Origin of the sequence: Mycobacterium colombiense CECT 3035 (assembly GCF_002105755.1) — a bacterium.
Taxonomy (GTDB): domain Bacteria; phylum Actinomycetota; class Actinomycetes; order Mycobacteriales; family Mycobacteriaceae; genus Mycobacterium; species Mycobacterium colombiense.
In genome coordinates, this window is the sequence record NZ_CP020821.1 from 5,018,525 (window position 1) to 5,039,205 (window position 20,681).

Below are 20,681 nucleotides of genomic sequence, written 5' to 3' on the forward strand. Positions count from 1 at the left end.
CACCGGCGGTGGCTCAACGCTAGACCCTGGCCGCCACGAAATTCGCTGCCCTGTTGGTCAATCCGGGGACGTAGCTCAGGTGCGAACTCCACTGCATGCCGCTCGAGCAGATCGGGTCGCCCGGGTTGCACAGGTCGATGGTCTTACCCTCGAAATTCGGGGACAGGGCGCTCATCAGTTGACCCGCCCGGCCGGACGGGTTGCCGAACAGCGCGACCGCGGCGACGTGATCGGCGGCCGCGGACGGCAACGGCTGACGGTAGCCGAGGCCGGACACCGGTGCGGCCGTGACGATGTCGACGACGGCCGCGCCCTGCGAGTATCCACCCAGCACCAGTTTGGTGTTGGGGCAGTTGGCGGCCATCTGCTGGATGTGGGTGCTGGCGTCGTTGGCGCCGTTGGCGGCGGCCAGGAAGTCCTTGCTGGCCGGGTAGTTCACCCCATATGCGCCAACGCTTTTGCGGGTCTGCTCGCGCAACGCGCTGACGAACGCACCGCCCACCTTGCCGACACCGGGCGGCTCGTCGGTGCCGCGTGCGAACACCACCTCAACGCCGGGGCACGACGCCGACGCATGCGGAACCAATTGGGGAGCAACCAATAACGCGCCAACCGCGCCAATTCCGATGCCCAGCCCTAACGGGATAAGCCTCACACAGCGATGTTAAGGGGGCGTTGATAACCCGACGGTAACGATTTAGACGAGAGGTGCTTGCGGTGAGTCGGTGGCCGGGGCCGGCGCGGCCGGAGTCGGCAGCGACGGCGCGGGCGACGGCCCGGTGCCGCCGTGGATCGAGGGGCCCGAATCCGGCGGGTTCTGCCCGTAGACCGGCGACTGCTGGCCGTAGCCCGGCTGCTGCGGGACGGGGCCCAGCGGCGGGCCGAACGCGGGCGACTGCTGGCCGAGGCCGGCGGCCGCCAGCTTCTGCGCGACGAACGACGCGGCCTGGGTGGTGTAGACGGGGACGTAGCCCTCGGTGTGCCCGCTCCACTCGTTGCCTTCGCCCGCGTGGCAGATCGGGTCGTTGGGGTTGCAGTAGTCGGCGGCCTTAGAGCCCAGCATCGAGCTCTTGGTGGGCAGCGACCCGCCGGCGCGGTCGGCCACGTCACCGAAGGTCACTACGGCGGCGATGTTGTTGGCGTACTGCGCGGGCAGGGTGTTGCCCCAGCTGATGCCGCCGATCGGGACGCCGGCCACGATGTCCATCACCGACGCGCCCTGCGAGTACCCGCCGAGCACGATCTTGGTGTTCGGGCAGGTTTCCACGCTCTTCTTGACGCGGTCGATGGTGTCGTTGGCGCCGTCGCCGCCGTGCAGCTGCAGCTTGCTGGCGGCGTAGTTCACCCCGTACGGCAGGATGTTCAAGCCGGTCTGCTGGCGCAGCGAGTCCACGAAGGCGTCGCCGACCCGGCCCAGGCCGTTGGGCTCGTTGGTGCCCCTGGCGAAGACCACCTCGACGTCCGGGCAGTCGAAGGCGGAGGCTTTGGGCGCTGCGGCGGGGGTGGCGAGCAGGCCAGCAGCGATAACCAGGGCAGAGGCACCCAGGCCGATGAAGCGAGTTGCCGACCGCGCGGTGCCCGCCCGACGGGTACGTACACGGTGAGTTTTCACCGGGCAATTTTACCCAAATCGTGATGTGTTGAAACCCCGGCGACCTGTGGATAACCGCGCTAACGGCGCGGATCGGCGGCCTACCTTCGGTGTCAACGGATTCACGGGATGGGGAGAGTCAGTGCCGCGTCAGCCGGCCACGTGGTTGCACGTCAGCGCGTACCGGTATTTGCTGCGGCGCACCGAACGGGCGTTGCTGCGCGAGGCGGCCGGGCTCCCCACCCACCCCCGTTCGGGGCCGGTGGCGCTCGGGTGCGTCGCCGCGGCGGTCGCCATGGCGGGTTGCGCGGTCCTCGGTTTGCTGCGACCTCATGTGGCGCTGGATCGCGCGCAGATCGTGGTGAGCCGGGAATCCGGTGCCCTGTTCGTCCGGGTGGGCGATGTCTGGCATCCGGTGCTCAACCTGGCCTCGGCCCGGCTCATCGCGGCCACGGCCGCCGACCCGCAGCCGGTCCCCGAATCCGCCCTGGGCGCCACCAAACGCGGCCCGCTGCTGGGCATTCCGGGCGCACCGCAATTTCTCGGCAGGCCGCTGTCCGTAGGGGATATGGGTTGGTCGATATGCGCTAGCACCGGCGCTAGCACCACGACGGTGATCGTGGGTCGCCGCTCCGAGGGCCCGGCGGTGCACCCCGTGCCCGAAGGGCACGCGATCCTGGCGGCCCCGCCTTCCGGTTCGCCGGCCTACCTGCTTTACGACGGCCACCGGGCGATGGTGGACCTCGACGACGCCGCCGTGGTCCGCGCACTGCGCATCGAGGGGCGTGCGCCGCTGCCGGTCGCGCAGGCATTGCTGAATGCGGTGCCGGAAGCGCCACCGATCGCGCCGCCTCGGCTCCGCGGTCGCGGCGGCGCGGCGCCCGGATTGCCCGGATTCGCGGTCGGCAGTGTGCTTCGCATCACACGGGCCGACGGCGACGAGTTTTACGCGGTGCTGGCGACCGGGGTGCAGCGCATCGGCCGGGTGGCCGCCGACCTGCTGCGCCTTCGCAACCCGCAGGGAACGGCCAACCCCGTCACCGTCGCCCCCGACGCGATCCGGGCCGCGCCGGTGGTCGCCGAGTTGCCGGTTGCCCTCTTTCCCGACCGGGCGCCCACGCTCGCCCCGCCCGCCGGCACGTTGTGCGCCGGCTGGGAGGAGGCGAGAACGGGCGTCACGCTCCTGGCCGAGAACGCACTGCCGATCCCGCCCGATCGCACGCCGGTCGCCCTGGCGCAGGCCGACGGCGACGGCCCCGCGCTGGACGCCGTGTACGTGCCGCCCGGCACCAGCGCCTACGTGCGCGCCGGCGATGAGGCCGGCACCCGCTACCTGATCGCCGACACCGGGGTCCGGTTCGCCGTTCATGACGACGCCGCCGCGCACGACCTCGGCCTCGGCGACGCGGGCCCGGCGCCGTGGCCGCTCCTCAGTCTGTTGCCGGCGGGGCCGGAGCTGAGCCGGCAGAACGCATCAATCGCTCGGGATGCGGTCGCGCGTTCGCCGTGAGCGACCTCGTATCGCCCCGGCTGCCAGAGCGACGGTCAGCGCAACCAGGCAGACCGCGGCGCCCCGGAGCGCGGTGTCGCGGGCGCGGGAGTCGCGCGGTGGGATCGGCGGCGACGGCGCGATCGGCACCGGTGCCGGTGGTGGGGCGGCGTGGTCGGCGGCCGGACCCATACCGGTGCTGACGGCGGCGACGGGATCGATCGTGCCGTTGCCGACGACGGGATCCCATCCGGCGGGTGGATGATGCGCGGTCGTCTCGATGCGCTGCATCACCTGGCGGGCGGTCAGCGCGGGGAAGCGGGCACGGATCAGCGCGGCCAGTCCGCTGACCATCGGGGCCGCAAAGCTCGTGCCGGATACCGGTTCCGGCGCGAGCGACGCCACCGCCTCACCGGGCGCGGCGACATCCACCCAGGGCCCGGCAAGGGTGAACGGCGATGGCGCGCCATGGGAATTCACCGACCCGACGGTCAGCACGTAGTCGTCGTACCACGCGGGACTGACGGCGACCGTGATGGTCTGCCAGGTGACGTCGGCCCGCTGCGATGGGCACTGACCGGCGCCACCGGTGTTGCCGGCTGCGGCCACGATGACGGAATTCTTGACGTCGACGGCGTAGGCCAGTGCCGCGCCCAGCGCGCGATCGTCGAGCGCGGTCGCCACCGGTGCGCACGCAACCGACGAGATGTTGATCACCGAGGCTCCCAGATCAGCGGCCGTTCGAACGGCCTTCGCCAGGGTGTCGACGTCACCGACCCCGACGCGGGACCGGTCGCCGGTGGGGGCGAACTTGGCGCTGGACTGGCGAATGCTGATCAACGTGGCCTCCGGGGCGACCCCGCTGAAGCCGTCGGCCTTCGAATCGGCTGTGGCCGCGATGATTCCGGCCACCAGCGTGCCGTGAGCGTCGCAATCCTGCGTGCCGTCGCCGGTCGACACGTAGTCGCCGCCGGGCACCACATCGGGCAGCCGACGGTGCCGTGAGATCCCGGTGTCGATCACCGCGACCCGCTGGCCGGCGCCGCGGGTGAGTGGCCAGACCGCCGACAGGTCGCCCAGGCCCGATTGCTGATTGCGGCCCGGCCCCGCGTCGGCCGTCATCGGCGCGCAAATCTCGCGCTGCACGGTTGGCCACGGGGACGCCGGCAAACCGGGCTTGGGCAACCACCTGTCGTCGACGTCCGGCGGCGAAAAAGCCTGCGCCGTCGGCGTTCCGAACGCGCTCTCGAGGGTCAGCGCCAAGGCCACCAGCAGCCGCCCTGCGCACGCACCCCTCATGTGAGGTTCCATCCCCGGGCCGCGGCGTAGAGACCGCATATCCAGCAGGTCAACGGAACCATCGCGGCCAGCGCCAGCCACTCCAGCAGCCCGGCGCCTGCGCGCAGGACCGGCGAGGCGGGACGCGCCGGGCCGGCCCAGCCGAAGTACATCGCCGCGGCGACGGCCAGAGTCGTCGCGGCCGCGATCCACGGTCCGGGCACCGTTGCGCGCGCGGCGGCAACACCCAAGGTCGTTGCGGAAACGGAAATTCCGCCGATGGCGAACACCAGCATTCGTCTCACGTCGCCGCATCGCGCACGCAGCAGCAGGAGCGCGCCGGTGAGCGTGCCGAAGGCGGTGCACGACAGGCGCGGTGCTCCGGCCAGCACGGTGGCTACCCCTCCTGCCGCGGCCGATATCGACAATCCGGCGAGCAGGCCGGTCAGCCACCTGTCGGCGTGGACCGCGCGGGAGCGTGTCCTCGCGTCGCGGGGCTCGGTCTCCGCCGTCTCCAGCCGGGGTGACAACCCGGCCAGCGCGATCGATGCGCGCGCCGCCACCGGAAGCAGGCAAACGGAGATCAGCGCAGCCGCCGACGCGACGACGCGCAGCGGCGCCGCACCGAGCACGCCGACCAGCCCGGCCACCGCGATCACCACCGCACAGACCGACATCGCCGTCAATGGCACCGTCCCACAACCCGATACGCGCATCGCGACAACCGTCGTGACGCCGGCCGCCGCCGCGGCCAGTAACACGTCGGAAGCGCCGAACGCCCCGGGAACCGCCACAAAGCCGGCGATCGCCATGGACGCCGTGGCGATGACGCTCAAAGCCAGCCCGGCGGTCTGATCTCGATAGCGGCGGTGCGCGATGGCCGCCAGCACGAGGGCCAGGCCGCCGGCCGCCGCCAACGCGATCACCGTCGCGGTGACATCTCGTTCGCCGTTGGCGTGCAGCGTGTTACGCACGATTGCCAGCCCTCCGGCTCCGCTGAACAGCATCGCCGCGACCACGCCGATGAGCCGGACCGCACGCGCACGTGCGGCGCCGCCGTTCGGTGTGGCCGTCGCGTCGAGTGCGGCCGAGACCACCTCGGCGACGTCGAAGTGGCGTGGCGCGGGCAACGGCGCGCCACTTAGGCTCAGCACCAGAAGGGCGCCGTCACCGATGTCCTGCTGCGCCAGCGTCATCGACGGGTCCAAGCGGGACGCGCCGGGCACCGATAAGCGGTACCGCGAGGCCTCGTGATCGGGGCGGTCAACCCCGAGGAGGTCGACGACCGACGGAATCAGCGCGGCGACAGGAACTTCCGCGGGCACGGTGATGTCGACGGCCGCGGTGCCCCAATGCACTGCCACGCGCCGCATCCCGGTATCGATTGCAGGCAACAGCGAACCCTTCGGTCGAATTACCAAGAAGATAGCCAGGTCTGCACGGCGGGGCATCCGGTTGTCCACAGGTGACTTGTCGCCAATTTCGCTGCTGCCTACCGTCGTCGGACCGGGAGGTGTGGGATGACGGATGCTGTGGTGCCTGCGACGCCGGGCGCGGACATCGTCGTCGACGCCCCGCCGGAGCTGCCGTCCACGGCGGCGCCGGGCATGCTGTTGCGGTTGCTGCCGATTGCGCTCTCACTGACGTGCATGGGCGCGATGGCGGCGGTGTTGACCACGGGCACCGGCGCGACCCGCAACCCCGCGTTCCTGGCGTTGCCGGCGACGATGCTGGTTTCGACCGTGGTGACGGGGCTGACCGGCCGCGCCGGCCGGCGAGGCGGTGGGCTCGATACCGACCGCGATCACTATCTCGGCTATCTCGGCGGCCTGAGTCGATCCGTGGCCGAAGTCGCTGCGGCGCAGGTGCGCTCATCGCTCAGCCGGCACCCCGATCCCGACACGCTGTGGACCCTGATCGGCGGCCCGCGAATGTGGGAACGGCGGCCAACCGACGCCGACTTCGGCTTCGCCCGCGTCGGCATGGGGAGCCGGCCACTCGCCCGGCGGCTGGTGGCCCCGCAACTTCCGCCGGACGAGCTGCGCGATCCGGTCACCGCGACGGCACTACGGCGCTTCCTGGACGCACACTCGACGGTCCACGCCACGGTCACGATCGGGCTGCGCGCGGGAACGCTCGCGACGGTCGACGGCGATCCGGACCGGGTGCGCGGGTTACTGCGCGCGATCGTCTGCCAACTCGCCGTGCTGCATGCGCCGGATCACATGCTGATCGCGGCCGTCGTCGACGACGAGAATCGCGGTCGCTGGGATTGGCTCAAATGGCTTCCGCACAACCAACATCCGTTGGATATCGACGAGGCGGGTCCGGTGCGGATGCTCTACTCGAGCGCCGCGCAGGCCCAGCGCGCGCTCGTCGCGGTGCGGGGCCCCGAACTCGTCGTGGTCACCGATCTCTGCGAGGGGTTCGATCCGATCGCCGGTGCAACCACCATCGGGACCGGGACCGGCGACGACGGCGCGCCGCCGCGATTTCGGACGCCCGCACTGATCGCGCCAAGATGGTGTCCCGACCAGATGAGCGCCATCGACGCGCTGGTATGCGCGCGCCGGCTGGCCGGGCACCGCGCACGTGGGGCCGGCCCGGGAGGCGCCGACCCCGATTGGCCAAAGCTGGCCGGGCTTTTCGCCCCGGAGCGCTTCGACCCGGCCGCCCTGTGGCGTCGCCAACGGCACCGCGATCGACTCCGCGCGCCGATCGGAACCACCGTTGAGGGTGTTTCGCTCGAGCTGGACATCAAAGAACTGGCCGAGGGCGGGGTGGGCCCACATGGCCTGTGCATCGGCGCCACCGGGTCGGGAAAGTCCGAGCTGCTGCGCACCATCGCGCTGGGCATGATGGCCCACAACTCGCCGGAAACGCTCAACCTGCTGCTCGTCGACTTCAAAGGCGGTGCAACCTTTCTCGACTATGCCCGCGCCCCACACGTAGCCGCGGTGATCACCAACCTGGCCGACGACGCGCCGCTGATGGCCCGGATGCGTGATGCGTTGGCCGGCGAGATGAACCGTCGCCAGCAGCTGCTGCGGACGGCGGGCTGCGTCAGCGCCGCGGCATACGAACGGGCGCGCCGGGATGGTGCGTTCCCCCCACTGCCCACTTTGTTCGTCATCGTCGACGAGTTCTCCGAACTGCTGAGTCAGCATCCCGACTTCGCCGACATGTTCGTCGCGATCGGGCGCCTCGGCCGGTCGCTGGGCATGCACCTGCTGCTGGCCAGTCAGCGACTCGATGAGGGACGCCTGCGCGGACTGGAAGCCCACCTGTCCTACCGGATCTGCCTGAAAACGCTGTCCGCCAACGAATCCCAATCCGTATTGGGTAGCCTCGACGCGTATCGACTGCCGAGCATCCCAGGCGCCGGCTTTTTGCGCATCGGCGGTGGCGAGCCCGTTCGCTTCCAGGCGGCGCTGGTGTCGGCGCCGCTGCCGGCGACCACCGCGGGCCGCGCGGCCACCGCGGCGGACGGTTCGGCCCGGGTGTTCGGCAGCCGAACGGTGGGGGCGGTCAGCCGTGCCGCCGAGCCGAGCGGGACCCCCGAACGGACCGTCGCGAGCGCCGTCCTGGACCGGCTGTCCGGCCAGGGTCCTCGCGCGCATCGGGTTTGGCTGCCACCGCTCGGGCCGGCGCCGGCGCTGCACACCGTGCTGGCCGACGCCGCGTGCACGTCGGGGGGCCTCGCGGTCCCGATCGGCACCGTCGACCGGCCCCTCGACCAGTGCCGGGCGCCGCTGATGGTCGATATGTCCGGGGCCGCAGGCAATCTGGCGGTCGTCGGCACCCCCCAATCGGGGAAATCGACGGCACTGCGCACCCTGATGACCGCCCTGGCCGCCACGCACGATCCTGGCCAGGTGCAGTTCTACTGCCTGGATTTCGGTGGCGGCGCACTGTCGGCGATGCGCCCGCTGCCGCACGTCGGTGCCGTCGCCGGGCGGGCGGAGCCGCGCCTCGTCGGTCGGATTGTCGCCCAATGCGAGTCGGTCGTTCGTCGGCGCGAAGCTTTGTTCCGAGAGCACGGCGTCGCGTCGATCGCCCAATACCGGCAGCGGCGCGGGGATCTCGACGCGGCCGGTGATCCGTTCGGTGACGTCTTCCTCGTCATCGACGGCTGGGCAAGCGTGCGCCAAGAATTCGGCGCGCTGGAAGAGTCGATCAGCATGCTTGCGGCTCAGGGACTTTCGTACGGTGTGCACGTGGCGTTGTCGGCGTCGCGGTGGGCCGAGATCCGGCCCGCGCTGAGGGACCAGATCGGCACGCGCATCGAGTTACGGCTGGGCGACCCCGCCGACTCCGAAATCGACCGGAAGGCCGCGCAGCATGTTCCGCGGAACCTTCCGGGCCGGGGCCTTTCCCCAGAGGGTCTGCACATGATGATCGCCCTGCCGATCGCCGAGGTGCCCGCCGGGGAATCGGCCGCCCCACCGATACCCCTGTTACCAGCGCGCGTCGATCGCGACACCGTGCTGCGGCGGTCGGGCGCCGAATCAGGCACGCGGATACTGCTGGGTCTGCGGGAGTGCGAACTACGGCCGATCGCCATCGATTTCGAGCGCGATCCGCAGTTGCTCGTCCTCGGCGACAACCACTGCGGGAAGACCGCGACGCTGCGGACCTTGTGCCGGGAGATCGTCCGCACCAAGACGCCCGCGCAGGCCCGGCTGGTCATCGTCGACTTCCGGCGCGCGCTGCTCGGTGTGGTCGAGTCAGAACATCTGGGCGGTTACGCCGTGTCACCCGCGGCCCTGGCCATGTTGCTGCCCGACCTGCTCGAGTCTCTGCAGGCGCGGATGCCGCCGCCCGACGCGAGCCAGGCCCAGTTGCGCAGTGGCTCCTGGTGGTCCGGACCGGACGTCTATGTTGTCGTCGACGACTACGACCTTGTCGCCGGCCCGGCGGGCAATGCGTTGGCACCGCTCACCGAATTCTTACCGTACGCGGCGGATCTGGGCCTACATCTGGTCATCGCGCGCCGCAGCGGCGGGCTCGAGCGCGCGATGTTCGAGCCACTGTTGGCCAGTCTGCGCGACCTCGGTTGTGCATCACTGAGGATGAGCGGAGTCCCGCCCGAGGGCGCATCGCCCGGTTCCACTGCCCCGCCGCGGTTGCCGCCGGGGCGCGGCATCCTCACCACCACTCGGGGCGGTGACGACGAACTCGTCCAGGTCGCCTGGAGCCCACCGTGAGTGAACACCCCGCCATCATCGAAGCCGGACCCGGCACCATCCGCCGGTTGTGTTGCGCCACAAGCGGCGTCGACGACGACGAGATGGCCGACATCGTTCGGGCGGCACTGGATGCGGTTGACGACCCGGTGGCGCTGGTGGGGGACCGGCCGCTCGCCGTCGATGCGCTGTGGGAAACCGCGTTGCGTTCGGCAAGCCGCGGCCACCGCGACGGAACGATCGTCGTGCACCCGTCGTGGTGGTCGGCGTCGCGCGTGGGCGTGGTGAGCGCGGCCGCGGCGGCCGTGGCCGGTCGCACGCACACGCGATCGTCGCTGCTGATGCGGGCGTCGAGCGCCGCGCCGGACGCGACGGTGGTGGTGGAAATTGCCGAGCGGCTGGTGGCGATCACCGGGGGCGGGGTCACGGCGATACCGCGCACGGCGGAGCCACCTTGCGTCGCCCGCGACGTAGCGGACGTCGTGGCGGCCACGGCGCCGGAAACGGTGCTGATCGATACGCCGAGCGGTGTCGGTGGTGCCTCGGAGCTGGGGCGGCTCATCACCGAAGCGGTGCGCGGAGCCGGGCAGCCCATCTCGGAAACCCTTCTAGTCAACGACATTCGGCTGGCACGCGTCGCGCGGTCGGCATACCCGGCGGCCCCCCAGCCGTCGGCGGCGGCCGCCATTGCGCCTTCCCGCGAGGGCCGGATGCGCGGCCGGATGCTCAGCGGGCTCGGGGCGGCCGCCATCGTGGTCGCCGCGGCGTCGCCAACCGCGGTGACGATGGGCCGATCCGGCCGGGTGGTGCCGAAGCCCGTGGAAACCGCGCCCACGACGTTTCTGGTGGAAGGCCGGGTGGCGCTGTCGGTGCCCGCGACGTGGTCGTCGCAGCGGGTGGTCGGGGGACCGGGCTCGGCCCGGGTGCAGGTCACCTCGCCGACGGATCCCGACCTGGCCCTGCACATCACCCAATCGCCGGTCGCCGGCGAGACCTTGAGCGGTACCGCCGAGCTGTTGAAGCGGGCGATCGATGCCGAAGCCCCCGGGGTGTTCGTCGACTTCAACCCGTCCGCAACCAGCGCGGGCCGGCCGGCCGTGACGTATCGCGAAGTCCGCCCGGGCCATCACGTGCGCTGGACGGTGCTGGTGGACGGCCCGGTTCGGATCAGCATCGGTTGCCAGAGCCGGGCCGGCGACGAAGGCGCCGTCACCGACGCGTGCGAGCAGGCGGTGCGGTCCGCCCACGCGATCGGATGAAAACTCGGTGGAACCGAAGGACCGCCCCGGCGGTCGTAGTTGGTATGGCTGCATCGAACCCACTGAGCACCGACTTCGACCTGATGCGGTCGGTGGCGGGCACCACCGACGCCCGCAACGAAGAGATCCGGGCGATGCTGCAGGCATTCGTCGGCCGCATGAACGGCGTACCGCGCTCGGCCTGGGGTGGGCTTGCCGCCGCGCGCTTCAAAGACGTGATGGACCGCTGGAACGTCGAGTCGCTGCGGCTGTACCACGCCCTCAACACCATCGCCGACACCATCCGGCACAACGCGGCCACCCTGCAGGAAGCCGGCCAGAACCACGCACACCACATCGCCGCCGCCGGCGCGAACCTGTAACGAGAGAGGATCCCCGTGGACCCGGTGCTGTCCTATAACTTCGGCGAGATCGAACACTCGGTGCGCCAGGAGATCCACGCCACCTCGGCCCGCTTCAACGCGGCGCTGGACGAGCTGAGCTCGCGGATCGCTCCGCTGCGGCAGCTCTGGACCAGCGAGTCGGCCGCCGCCTACCAGGCCGAGCAGCTGAAATGGCACCAATCGGCGACCGCGCTCAACGAGATACTGGCCGAGCTGGGAAATGCCGTGCGTGACGGCGCCGAAGAGGTGGCCGACGCCGACCGCCGGGCCGCCGGCGTCTGGGGGCGGTAGCGGCCGAACAGACCACCGCGCGGTCCTAGCCGCGCCGTGAGACTGTGTGGTCCTGGCGGGGGAGAGCCGCCGGGACCACACAGTCATTTTGACCTGCGGGGATGGCGGTCGGTAAGCTGCTCCGTTGGCGTGCGGTACGCCGGGGCCTCGGGTCAATGTCGGTCGCCGAGACCAAGCCCTCACCGCGGACGCCTGACCGGCCCCCGGGTCACACCGGGATCCACCCTCGAGAAGAAGAAGGTAAGCGCTGTGCCTACGTACACGCCAAAGGCGGGTGACACCACGAGGTCGTGGCACGTCATCGACGCCACGGACGTGGTGCTTGGCCGCCTTGCCGTCGCGGCAGCCACCCTGCTGCGCGGCAAGCACAAGCCGACGTTCACCCCCAATGTCGACGGCGGTGACTTCGTCATCGTCATCAACGCCGACAAGGTCGCCTTCAGCGGCCAGAAGCTGGACAAGAAGCTGGCTTACCGCCACTCGGGGTATCCCGGCGGTCTGAGCAGCCGAACCATCCGCGAGCTGATGGACAAGCACCCCGACCGCGTCGTGGAGGACGCGATCGTCGGCATGCTGCCCAAGAACAAGCTGGCCCGCCAGATCGCGCGCAAGCTGCACGTCTACGCCGGCCCGACGCACCCGCACGCCGCACAACAGCCCGTTCCGTACGAGATCAAGCAGGTGGCCCAGTGACCGAAACGACCGAGGCCGTGGAGAACCCCGAGAACCCGGACACTCCAGAAGTCGCAGAGACCGTCGAGGAGACTGTGGCCGCCGCCGAGGAGACCGAAGCCCCGGTCGAGGCCGCCGCGGCTCCCGCGCCCGCCGAGCCGTTCGTGTTCGACCGGCCCATCCAGACCGTCGGCCGCCGCAAGGAAGCCGTGGTCCGGGTGCGCCTGGTGCCCGGCACCGGCAAGTTCAACCTGAACGGCCGCACCCTGGAGGGCTACTTCCCCAACAAGGTGCACCAGCAGCTCATCAAGGCCCCGCTGGTCACCGTCGACCGGGTGGACAGCTTCGACATCTACGCGCTGCTGCACGGCGGCGGCCCGTCGGGGCAGGCCGGCGCGCTGCGTCTGGGCATCGCCCGGGCGCTGATCCTGGCCCAGCCCGAGGACCGGCCCCCGCTGAAGAAGGCCGGCTTCCTCACCCGTGACCCGCGTGCCACCGAGCGCAAGAAGTACGGCCTGAAGAAGGCCCGCAAGGCGCCTCAGTACAGCAAGCGCTGATCAGCGATCGCTAACCGGCCACAACTTGGCATCACGGTGCACAAGTTGTGGCCGGTTGCGGCGTGTCTGCGCCCGGACGCAGCCCGTTTCGTCCACAAAGGAACGGGCACGTTAGGTGCTAGCCCGACAACTGTGAGAGGTTTGGTCGCATGGGTCGACTATTCGGCACCGACGGTGTCCGTGGGGTCGCCAATCGCGAGCTGACAGCCGAGCTGGCGCTGGCGCTGGGCTCCGCGGCGGCGCGGCAGCTGGCGAGCGCCCCGGCCCCGGGCCGGCGGGTAGCCGTGATCGGCCGCGACCCCCGGGCCAGCGGCGAAATGCTGGAGGCCGCGGTGATCGCCGGGCTGACCAGCCACGGCGTCGACGCGCTGCGCGTCGGGGTGCTGCCCACCCCCGCGGTGGCCTACCTGACCGGCGCCTACGATGCCGACTTCGGCGTGATGATCTCGGCATCGCACAACCCGATGCCCGACAACGGCATCAAGATCTTCGGCCCCGGCGGCCGCAAGCTCGACGACGGCACCGAGGACCAGATCGAGGCGCTGCTCGACATCGATCCCGCGCCGCGTCCGGTCGGCGCCGGGATCGGCCGGGTCATCGACGCCGAGGACGCGGACGACCGCTACCTGCGCCACCTGAGCAAGGCCAGCACGCTGCGCCTCGACGGGCTGACCGTGGTGGTGGACTGCGCCCACGGTGCGGCCTCCGCGGTGGCCCCGCGCGCCTACCGTGCCGCCGGCGCCCGGGTGATCGCGATCAACGCCGACCCCAACGGGCTCAACATCAACGACAACTGCGGCTCCACCCACCTGGATTCGCTGCGCGCGGCCGTCGTCGCGCACCGCGCGGACCTGGGCCTGGCCCACGACGGGGACGCCGACCGCTGCCTGGCCATCGATGCCGACGGCAACCTGGTCGACGGTGACCACATCATGGTGGTGCTCGCCCTGGCGATGCACGAGGCCGACGAGCTGGCGTCCAAGACGCTGGTCACCACCGTGATGAGCAACCTGGGGCTGCACCTGGCCATGCGCTCGGCCGGAATCACGGTGCGCACCACCGGCGTTGGCGACCGCTATGTGGTGGAGGAGCTGCGGGCCGGCGACTACAGCCTGGGCGGCGAGCAGTCCGGCCACATCGTGATGCCCGCCCTGGGCTCGACCGGCGACGGCATCGTCACCGGCCTGCGGCTGATGAACCGGATGGTGCAGACCGGCTCGTCGCTGGCCGGGCTGGCCTCGGCGATGCAGACGCTGCCGCAGGTGCTGATCAACGTCACCGTCGCCGACAAGGACACCGCCGCGTCTGCGCCCGCGGTGCAGACCGCCGTCGGGCAGGCCGAGGCGGAACTGGGTGACACCGGACGAATCCTGTTGCGCCCCTCGGGAACCGAGCCGATGATCCGCGTCATGGTGGAGGCGCCCGAAAAGGAGATCGCTGCGCGGATCGCCACCCGGGTCGCCGAAGCGGTCAGCGACGCGCTGTAGATCTGCCCGGAACCCCACCGCGCCCGCGGGCGTCGGATAAGGCATGAAATCCGTTGGGGGAACACGCCCGGTAGCCACCGCCGGCACGCAGATCGACGTGCCTGCGGCGCAGCGGGTCGCCAACCAATTCTCGATGGCGGCCGAATTCCTCGACCGCGCGGTCGGCGACCACCTGTGCCGGCTGGCCTTCGGCGGGGCCGGCGCCGGGCGGGCGCACGCCGCGCGCGGCGAGGCGCTGCGTGCGGAGTTGGAGCGGCTGGTGGCGCAGGTATCGCAGTGGTCGCGCGCGTCGGGCGAGATCGCGGCCGCGCTGCGGTCCAGCGCCGAACGCTACGCCGACGCCGAACTGTATGCCGCGGCGCGGATCGCCTAACCCATGGCCGACCGACTGGATGTCGCCGCGCGCCTCGCCGAGGGCCGGGCGGCCGTCGAGCACACCCAGGCCTACGTGCAGGCCTGTCATGCGTTGGGCTACCAAAACCCCGATCTGACAACGTATCCCGCACAAGTTCGCGAACTGTATGCGGCGGAGAACGGCCTGGACCTGCGTGCGCTAGACCGCGACTGCGCGGAGCTGCGCGCGGCGGGTGTGGTGGCGGCCGAAGCGCTGCGGATGCAGCGGGCCCAGGTGGCCGAGCTGGCCGCGGTGTGGACGGGGCCGGGCGGGGACGCCGCGGTGCAGCTGTTGCAGCGGCACTGCGACACCGCGGACGCCGTCGCCACCGAACTGCGCGCGGCGGCCCAACGCTGCGAGTCCCTGCGCGACAACCTGTGGTATCTGGTCGATTCGGAGGTGGCGACCGCCATCGCCGTCGACGACCGTGTGCGCGCTCAGCGGGTGGCGTGGCTGCCCGCCGCCGCCGCGGTCACGGCGGGAGACCGCGACCGCGCCGCCGACGTGGTGCGCGAGCAGGTAATGCCCTACGTGGACAACGACATTCGCAATGACTGGCTGACGGCGATGCGTTCCACCTCCGACGGGGTGGAGACGTCCTACGCCATGGTCATCGACAAGATGACCGCCGTCCCGACGGCGTGTTTCGAGTTTCCCGGTGATCTCGGGGCCGGCGTCGTGCCGATGCAGCTCGCCCCGCCGGTGGCCGCCGCGCCAATCCCGGCGGCCGCACCCGCGCCCACGTCGACGGCCGCCGTGCCCGGTCCGGTTGCTGCCGCGCCGCCCGCGGACTGGGGATCGACGCTCGGCGACGCGCTGGGCATGCCCGCGGGGATTTGGGTGCTGGACTCGGCGGTCTCGGGGGAGGCGATCTGGGCGGCGGCCTCGGCGGCCTCGGCGGCGGCGGGCTCGGAGGCGGCCTCGGCGGCGGCGGGCTCGGCGGTGGCCTGCTCGGGCTGGCGGGCCGGATCGTCGATGCGGTGGGCGGGCTGATCGGCTCGGCGGGCGACGGGCTGGACGGCGCGGACACGCTGGACGGTGGCGGGGATGCCTTTGACGAAAAGCCGTTCCGCGCAGACCATTCCGAGGACGAGGTCGCCGAGAAGACTGTCGATGACCCCGGCGATGCCGCCGAAGCCGATCAGGCCCGGCCGGTCGACGAACCCCAGCCGGGGCCCGACGGCGTCATCCAACCGGTCGGGACGCCCGCGCCCGCCGACACTCCAGCACCGGACTCGCCGCCGGCACCGGAACCGCCGCCCGCGGCCCCGTCGCCCAACCGGCCCCCGCGGCCGACCCGGCGAAAACGCCGTGCGAGATCGCCGCCGACCAGCTTCCGCAGGCGGGACAGTGAGACCTCAGGCCTTGAGCTTCAGGGCTTCCTCGACGAAGCGGATGGATTCGGCGCGGTCGGTGGACAGCGGGTTCACCAACAGGGTGGTTACTCCGGACTCGGCGAAGGCGGCCATGCGTTCGGCGACGTATCCGGGCGGGCCGATCAGCGACATGCCGCGCACCAGCTCGTCGGGCACCGCGTCGATGGCCTCCTGCTTGCGGCCGGACAGGTACAGCTCCTGAATGCGGTCGGCGACCTCACCGAACCCGTAGCGCGTCGCCAGATTGTGGTAGAAATTGCGGCCTTTGGCGCCCATCCCGCCAATGTAGAGGCCCAGCTGCGGCTTGACCCACGCCAGCCGCTCGTCGAGGTTCTCCCCGATGGCCAGCGACGCGTGCACCATCACGTCCAGCGGCCCCAGCGCGGGATCACGCTTGGCGGCACCGGCCGCCAGCGCCTCGCCCCAGATTGAATCAGCCTTGTCGGGCAGGTAGAACACGGGCTGCCAGCCCTCGGCGATCTCGGCGGTGAGTTCCACGTTCTTGGGGCCCAACGCGGCGATGCTCACCGGAATACGTTCGCGCACAGGGTGATTGATGAGCTGCAGCGACTTGCCCAGGCCCGTTCCGCGGTCCGCGGGCAACGGCAGCTGGTAGTGCTTGCCGTCGTATTGCACGCGTTCGCGGCGCCACACCTTGCGGCAGATCTCGACGATCTCGCGGGTGCGGCCGATCGGGGCGTCGAATTGAACGCCGTGGAACCCCTCGATCACCTGCGGCCCGGAGGTGCCGATGCCCAAACGGAATCGCCCGTCGGACACGTAATCCAGCCCGGCGGCGGTCATCGCCAGCAGCGACGGGGTGCGGATGTAAATGGGCAGCACGCCGGACGCCAACTCGACGGTGTTGGTCTTGGCGGCCAGATAACCCAGCTGGCTGATGGCGTCGAAGGCATACGCCTCGGCCACCACCGCGACCTCGATGCCGGACTTCTCGAGTTCGACCACGCGGTCCACGGCGTCGTGAAAGCCACCCGAATAATTCAGAGCGATCCCGATTCGCATCCATGACACTTACCACGCCGCCGCGCGGGCCGGGACCCTCAGCCCACGCGAAGCATGCTCACTTCAGCAGGGCGACGATCTTGTCCTCCAAGGGAATCGCCTCGGCCTCGGGGTCGATCGCGTCCGTGCCCGGCAGATGCGCGTGCGGGTCGGCGAAGTCGCGGTACTTCTTGTCGCCGCCCAGGGTGTAGAGCAGGTAGCCGGTCAGCAGCGCCCGAACCGACCGCTGGGTGCGCCGGTGCGGACCGGGCAGCCCCAATACCTTGGTCAGCCGTCTGCCCTCGACCAGGCCACCGGGCTCGGCCTTGCTGACGATGCGCAGCGTCGCCGCATCCCACGCCTCGGCGAGCGCCGACGCGTGCGAGTTCAGCGTCGTCGGATCGCCCGGCGCGGCGAAGACCACCCCGGGAACCTGCAGCGACGCGGCCGGCTCCTGGGCCGGCGGGCTGGTGACGCTCGGGAAGATCGCGGCCACCGCCGCGGGCTTGGCCGGCATCCCGGCCGCGGCGAACACCGCGGCCGAGCCGCCGAAGCCGTGACCGGCCACGCCGAGCTTGGCCGGGTGCACGCTGATCTTGCCGGGGCCCAGGCGCACGCCCGACACGATGTCCAGGGCGGTGCCCAGGTCGAAGGCGAAGTTCAACACCGAGGGGGCCACGCCGCGCTGGGTGTCGGGAGCGCCGGCCACGATGCCCCACGACGCCAGGTGCTCGAGCAGGTTCGCATACCGGGCCGCGCCGGCGAGCCAGTCGTGGCCGAACGCCACGCCCGGCAGGTTCAGCCCCTCCTCGGGGGTGTACACCACGCCCGGCAGGCCGGCGAAGGCCAGCTCACCACGCAAAACCCGATGCGGACCACGGCGGCTGAGAGCTGCGACGAGCTTGCGGATGCGGGCCACGCGTTGACGTTAGCGCATCGCAATCGGGCGCCGGGGGACAAGGAACGCCGGCCGCGGCGCGGGCGCTATCTAGCCCCTGACCTCGATGACACCCATCCGCCACAGCGCCGCGTAGAGCTGGTGCAGCGGGATGGACAGCAGCTGGGCGGTCATGTCCATCAACGGGTTGCCGGAACCGGCCGGCGCCTGCGGCCGGGCCTGGGGCACCCGCCGGGGCGCCGGCGCCAGGGGGGCGGGCACCACATCGTCGTAGCGAACTGCGGTCATGATTGCCTCCTCATGGCGCCCGGCGGGCGGTCCAGAAAGTTACGCATCTCAATACGACCCGTTGCACAATTCCCGGTTAACAACCACTGACGATAAGAATTCTTGGTTCGGCTAAAAGCGTGGTCCCAGGTAGCCAGAATATCTGTCCTATGCCCAATAACCACCGGATTGCTCATCGTTGACCACGGCTTTGTAGCTGATACGCTGTGTGATCGTGATCGGGCGGGCTTCAAGCAGCCCGTCCCTGCGCTGAATCCGGCCTTTTCCCAGTCTCTGCTGATATTTCGAATGTAATGCGACATGTCCGTCGTCCCTTGTTGCGACACGAAAACGTCGCAAATACATCAGATGAAAAACATTTCCGTCGTTTATGACGATTGAGTGAATGACGGAGGGTTCAGGACGCCGGGCCGGGACGCGTGGGATGCGGAATTGGCGCGGTAGGGGAAGCTCACAGTGGGCCTTTGCGCAGGTGGGCGGCCTAACCCCGACCGCGGAGTGCCGGGGCGGTGGTCCACCTGCACTACCCTGTTCAGAATGTGCGGAATCGTCGGCTATGTCGGGCAGCAGCCTGCCTGTGAGGTCGTCATGGCCGCGCTGCGCCGGATGGAGTACCGGGGCTACGACTCGTCGGGCGTCGCCCTGGTCAACGGGGACGGCACCCTGACGGTCAGCCGCCGCGCCGGCCGGCTGGCCAACCTGGAAGAGGCGGTCGCCGAGATGCCGGCGTCGTCGCTGACCGGAACCACCGGCCTGGGACACACCCGGTGGGCCACCCACGGACGTCCCACCGACCGCAACGCCCACCCGCACCGCGACGCCGCCGGCACGATCGCCGTGGTCCACAACGGCATCATCGAGAACTACGCAGGGCTGCGCCACGAGCTGGAGGCCGACGGCGTGGAATTCGCCAGCGACACCGACACCGAGGTGGCGGTGCACCTGGTGTCGCAGGCATACCGGCACGGCCCCACCGCGGGCGATTTCGCCGCGTCGGTGCTCGCGGTGCTGCGCCGCCTGGACGGCCACTTCACGCTGGTGTTCGCCAACGCCGACGACCCCGGCACCATCGTCGCCGCCCGCCGCTCCACCCCGCTGGTGATCGGCATCGGCGACGGCGAGATGTTCGTCGGCTCCGATGTGGCGGCGTTCATCCCGCACACCCGCAATGCCATCGAGCTCGGCCAGGACCAGGCCGTGGTGATCACCGCCAACGGCTACCGGATCACCGACTTCGACGGCAACGAGGACCTGGGGCCCGGGGCATACCGCGAGTTCCACATCGACTGGGACCTGGCCGCCGCCGAAAAGGGTGGCTACGAGTACTTCATGCTCAAGGAGATCGCCGAGCAGCCGGCCGCCGTGGCCGACACCCTGCTGGGGCACTTCGTCGACGGCCGGATCGTCCTCGACGAACAGCGGTTGAGCGATCAGGAACTCCGCGAGATCGACAAGGTTTTCGTGGTGGCCTGCGGCACCGCGTATCACTCCGGCCTGCTGGCGAAGTACGCGATCGAGCACTGGACGCGGCTGCCGGTCGAGGTCGAGCTGGCCAGCGAATTCCGGTACCGCGACCCGGTTCTGGACCGCAGCACCCTGGTGGTCGCCATCTCGCAGTCCGGCGAGACCGCGGACACCCTCGAAGCGGTCCGGCACGCCAAGGAGCAGAAGGCCAAGGTGCTGGCGATCTGCAACACCAACGGCTCGCAGATCCCGCGCGAGTGCGACGCGGTGCTGTACACCCGCGCCGGCCCGGAGATCGGGGTGGCCTCCACCAAGACGTTCCTGGCGCAGATCACCGCCAACTATCTGGTCGGGCTGGCGCTCGCGCAGGCCCGCGGCACCAAGTACCCCGACGAGGTGTGGCGCGAATACCACGAGCTGGAAGCGATGCCCGACCTTGTCGCGCGGGTCATCGCGACGATCAAGCCGGTGGCCGCCCTGGCGTATCAATTCGCCCAGTCCCCGACGGTGCTGTTCCTGGGTCGCCACGTCGGATACCCGGTGGCGCTGGAAGGCGCGCTGAAGCTCAAGGAACTGGCGTACATGCACGCCGAGGGATTCGCCGCCGGCGAGCTCAAGCACGGCCCCATCGCGCTGATCGAAGACGATCTGCCGGTCATCGTCATCATGCCGTCGCCCAAGGGGTCGGCCGTGCTGCACGCCAAGTTGCTGTCCAACATCCGCGAGATCCAGGCCCGCGGCGCGATCACCATCGTCATCGCCGAGGAGGGCGACGACACCGTGCGGCCCTACGCCGACCACCTGATCGAAATTCCCTCTGTGTCAACACTTCTGCAGCCGCTACTGTCGACCATCCCGCTTCAGGTGTTCGCGGCGTCGGTGGCGCAGGCCCGCGGCTACGACGTCGACAAGCCGCGAAACCTGGCCAAGTCCGTCACCGTCGAATAGCCGGCGAACAGCCTGCGCCGCTTCGCCCGGATACCCGGCGGACGCGCGGCTGATCCATTACATTGCCCTGGGACAGCATTTGCGGCAGGTGGGTTGGGCTCAGTCGGTACGGGAGGAA

At 70.5% G+C, this 20,681-nt stretch carries 18 protein-coding genes; 11 read left to right on the forward strand and 7 right to left on the reverse strand.

Annotated elements, in window-relative coordinates:
* Positions 1 to 19: 19 nt before the first annotated feature.
* Positions 20 to 655 (reverse strand): cutinase family protein, encoded by a 636-nt coding sequence (locus B9D87_RS23735; protein WP_040630970.1) that lies wholly within the window; start codon positions 653 to 655, stop codon positions 20 to 22.
* A 42-nt stretch (positions 656 to 697) separates the two neighbouring features.
* On the reverse strand, positions 698 to 1,612 hold the full coding sequence (locus B9D87_RS23740) for a cutinase family protein (RefSeq protein ID WP_415623634.1): 915 nt from the start codon (positions 1,610 to 1,612) through the stop codon (positions 698 to 700).
* Positions 1,613 to 1,733: 121 nt separating this feature from the next.
* Here B9D87_RS23740 and eccB point away from each other — a divergent pair, with 121 nt between their 5' ends.
* Complete coding sequence (gene eccB / locus B9D87_RS23745) at positions 1,734 to 3,101, forward strand: type VII secretion protein EccB (protein ID WP_007773463.1); 1,368 nt, start codon at positions 1,734 to 1,736, stop codon at positions 3,099 to 3,101.
* On the opposite strand, the gene mycP is transcribed toward eccB, so the two are convergent.
* Together mycP and eccD are read right to left on the reverse strand one after the other, a co-directional pair.
* Complete coding sequence (gene mycP / locus B9D87_RS23750; protein ID WP_007773462.1) at positions 3,066 to 4,379, reverse strand: type VII secretion-associated serine protease mycosin; 1,314 nt, start codon at positions 4,377 to 4,379, stop codon at positions 3,066 to 3,068. The two genes, eccB and mycP, sit on opposite strands and share 36 nt — an antisense overlap.
* Positions 4,376 to 5,731: a type VII secretion integral membrane protein EccD gene (eccD, locus tag B9D87_RS23755; protein WP_007773460.1), complete on the reverse strand. Its 1,356-nt coding sequence runs from the start codon at positions 5,729 to 5,731 to the stop codon at positions 4,376 to 4,378. Before eccD ends, mycP begins: the two co-directional genes overlap by 4 nt.
* Before the next feature lie 147 nt (positions 5,732 to 5,878).
* Here eccD and eccCb point away from each other — a divergent pair, with 147 nt between their 5' ends.
* The 9 genes from eccCb to B9D87_RS27260 all read left to right on the forward strand — a co-directional run bounded on the left by eccCb (position 5,879) and on the right by B9D87_RS27260 (position 15,580).
* A complete protein-coding gene (gene eccCb, locus B9D87_RS23760) occupies positions 5,879 to 9,565 on the forward strand; it encodes a type VII secretion protein EccCb (protein ID WP_040630969.1) in 3,687 nt (1,228 codons plus the stop codon).
* Positions 9,562 to 10,803: a type VII secretion-associated protein gene (locus tag B9D87_RS23765; RefSeq protein WP_007773458.1), complete on the forward strand. Its 1,242-nt coding sequence runs from the start codon at positions 9,562 to 9,564 to the stop codon at positions 10,801 to 10,803. The genes eccCb and B9D87_RS23765 overlap by 4 nt, the downstream gene beginning before the upstream one ends.
* A 44-nt stretch (positions 10,804 to 10,847) precedes the next feature.
* Complete coding sequence (locus B9D87_RS23770; RefSeq protein ID WP_007773457.1) at positions 10,848 to 11,165, forward strand: WXG100 family type VII secretion target; 318 nt, start codon at positions 10,848 to 10,850, stop codon at positions 11,163 to 11,165.
* Positions 11,166 to 11,174: 9 nt separating this feature from the next.
* A complete protein-coding gene (locus B9D87_RS23775) occupies positions 11,175 to 11,477 on the forward strand; it encodes a WXG100 family type VII secretion target (protein ID WP_085977842.1) in 303 nt (100 codons plus the stop codon).
* A 249-nt stretch (positions 11,478 to 11,726) separates the two neighbouring features.
* On the forward strand, positions 11,727 to 12,170 hold the full coding sequence (gene rplM / locus B9D87_RS23780) for a 50S ribosomal protein L13 (RefSeq protein WP_007773455.1): 444 nt from the start codon (positions 11,727 to 11,729) through the stop codon (positions 12,168 to 12,170).
* A 74-nt stretch (positions 12,171 to 12,244) separates the two neighbouring features.
* Positions 12,245 to 12,706 (forward strand): 30S ribosomal protein S9, encoded by a 462-nt coding sequence (gene rpsI / locus B9D87_RS23785; RefSeq protein WP_167540339.1) that lies wholly within the window; start codon positions 12,245 to 12,247, stop codon positions 12,704 to 12,706.
* A 149-nt stretch (positions 12,707 to 12,855) separates the two neighbouring features.
* Positions 12,856 to 14,193 carry a phosphoglucosamine mutase gene (gene glmM, locus B9D87_RS23790; RefSeq protein WP_007773451.1) on the forward strand — a complete coding sequence of 446 codons (1,338 nt, stop codon included), beginning with the start codon at positions 12,856 to 12,858 and terminating at the stop codon, positions 14,191 to 14,193.
* A 43-nt stretch (positions 14,194 to 14,236) separates the two neighbouring features.
* The gene (locus tag B9D87_RS23795; RefSeq protein WP_007773449.1) at positions 14,237 to 14,566 is read left to right on the forward strand and encodes a hypothetical protein; all 330 of its coding nucleotides are present in this window, start codon (positions 14,237 to 14,239) and stop codon (positions 14,564 to 14,566) included.
* A 3-nt stretch (positions 14,567 to 14,569) separates the two neighbouring features.
* A complete protein-coding gene (locus tag B9D87_RS27260; protein ID WP_254425543.1) occupies positions 14,570 to 15,580 on the forward strand; it encodes a hypothetical protein in 1,011 nt (336 codons plus the stop codon).
* Between the two features lie 365 nt (positions 15,581 to 15,945).
* Here the strand turns inward: B9D87_RS27260 and B9D87_RS23810 are convergent, their stop codons facing one another.
* From B9D87_RS23810 to B9D87_RS23820, 3 genes are all read right to left on the reverse strand, one after another.
* Positions 15,946 to 16,986, reverse strand: coding sequence for an LLM class F420-dependent oxidoreductase (locus tag B9D87_RS23810; protein WP_007773447.1), 1,041 nt, complete (start codon positions 16,984 to 16,986; stop codon positions 15,946 to 15,948).
* A 58-nt stretch (positions 16,987 to 17,044) separates the two neighbouring features.
* A complete protein-coding gene (locus tag B9D87_RS23815) occupies positions 17,045 to 17,884 on the reverse strand; it encodes a dienelactone hydrolase family protein (RefSeq protein WP_007773446.1) in 840 nt (279 codons plus the stop codon).
* A 69-nt stretch (positions 17,885 to 17,953) separates the two neighbouring features.
* Positions 17,954 to 18,151, reverse strand: a complete 198-nt coding sequence (locus B9D87_RS23820; protein ID WP_007773445.1) for an Rv1535 family protein — start codon at positions 18,149 to 18,151, stop codon at positions 17,954 to 17,956.
* A gap of 537 nt (positions 18,152 to 18,688) precedes the next feature.
* Here B9D87_RS23820 and glmS point away from each other — a divergent pair.
* Positions 18,689 to 20,563 carry a glutamine--fructose-6-phosphate transaminase (isomerizing) gene (gene glmS / locus B9D87_RS23825; protein WP_007773444.1) on the forward strand — a complete coding sequence of 625 codons (1,875 nt, stop codon included), beginning with the start codon at positions 18,689 to 18,691 and terminating at the stop codon, positions 20,561 to 20,563.
* Positions 20,564 to 20,681 lie beyond the last annotated feature (118 nt).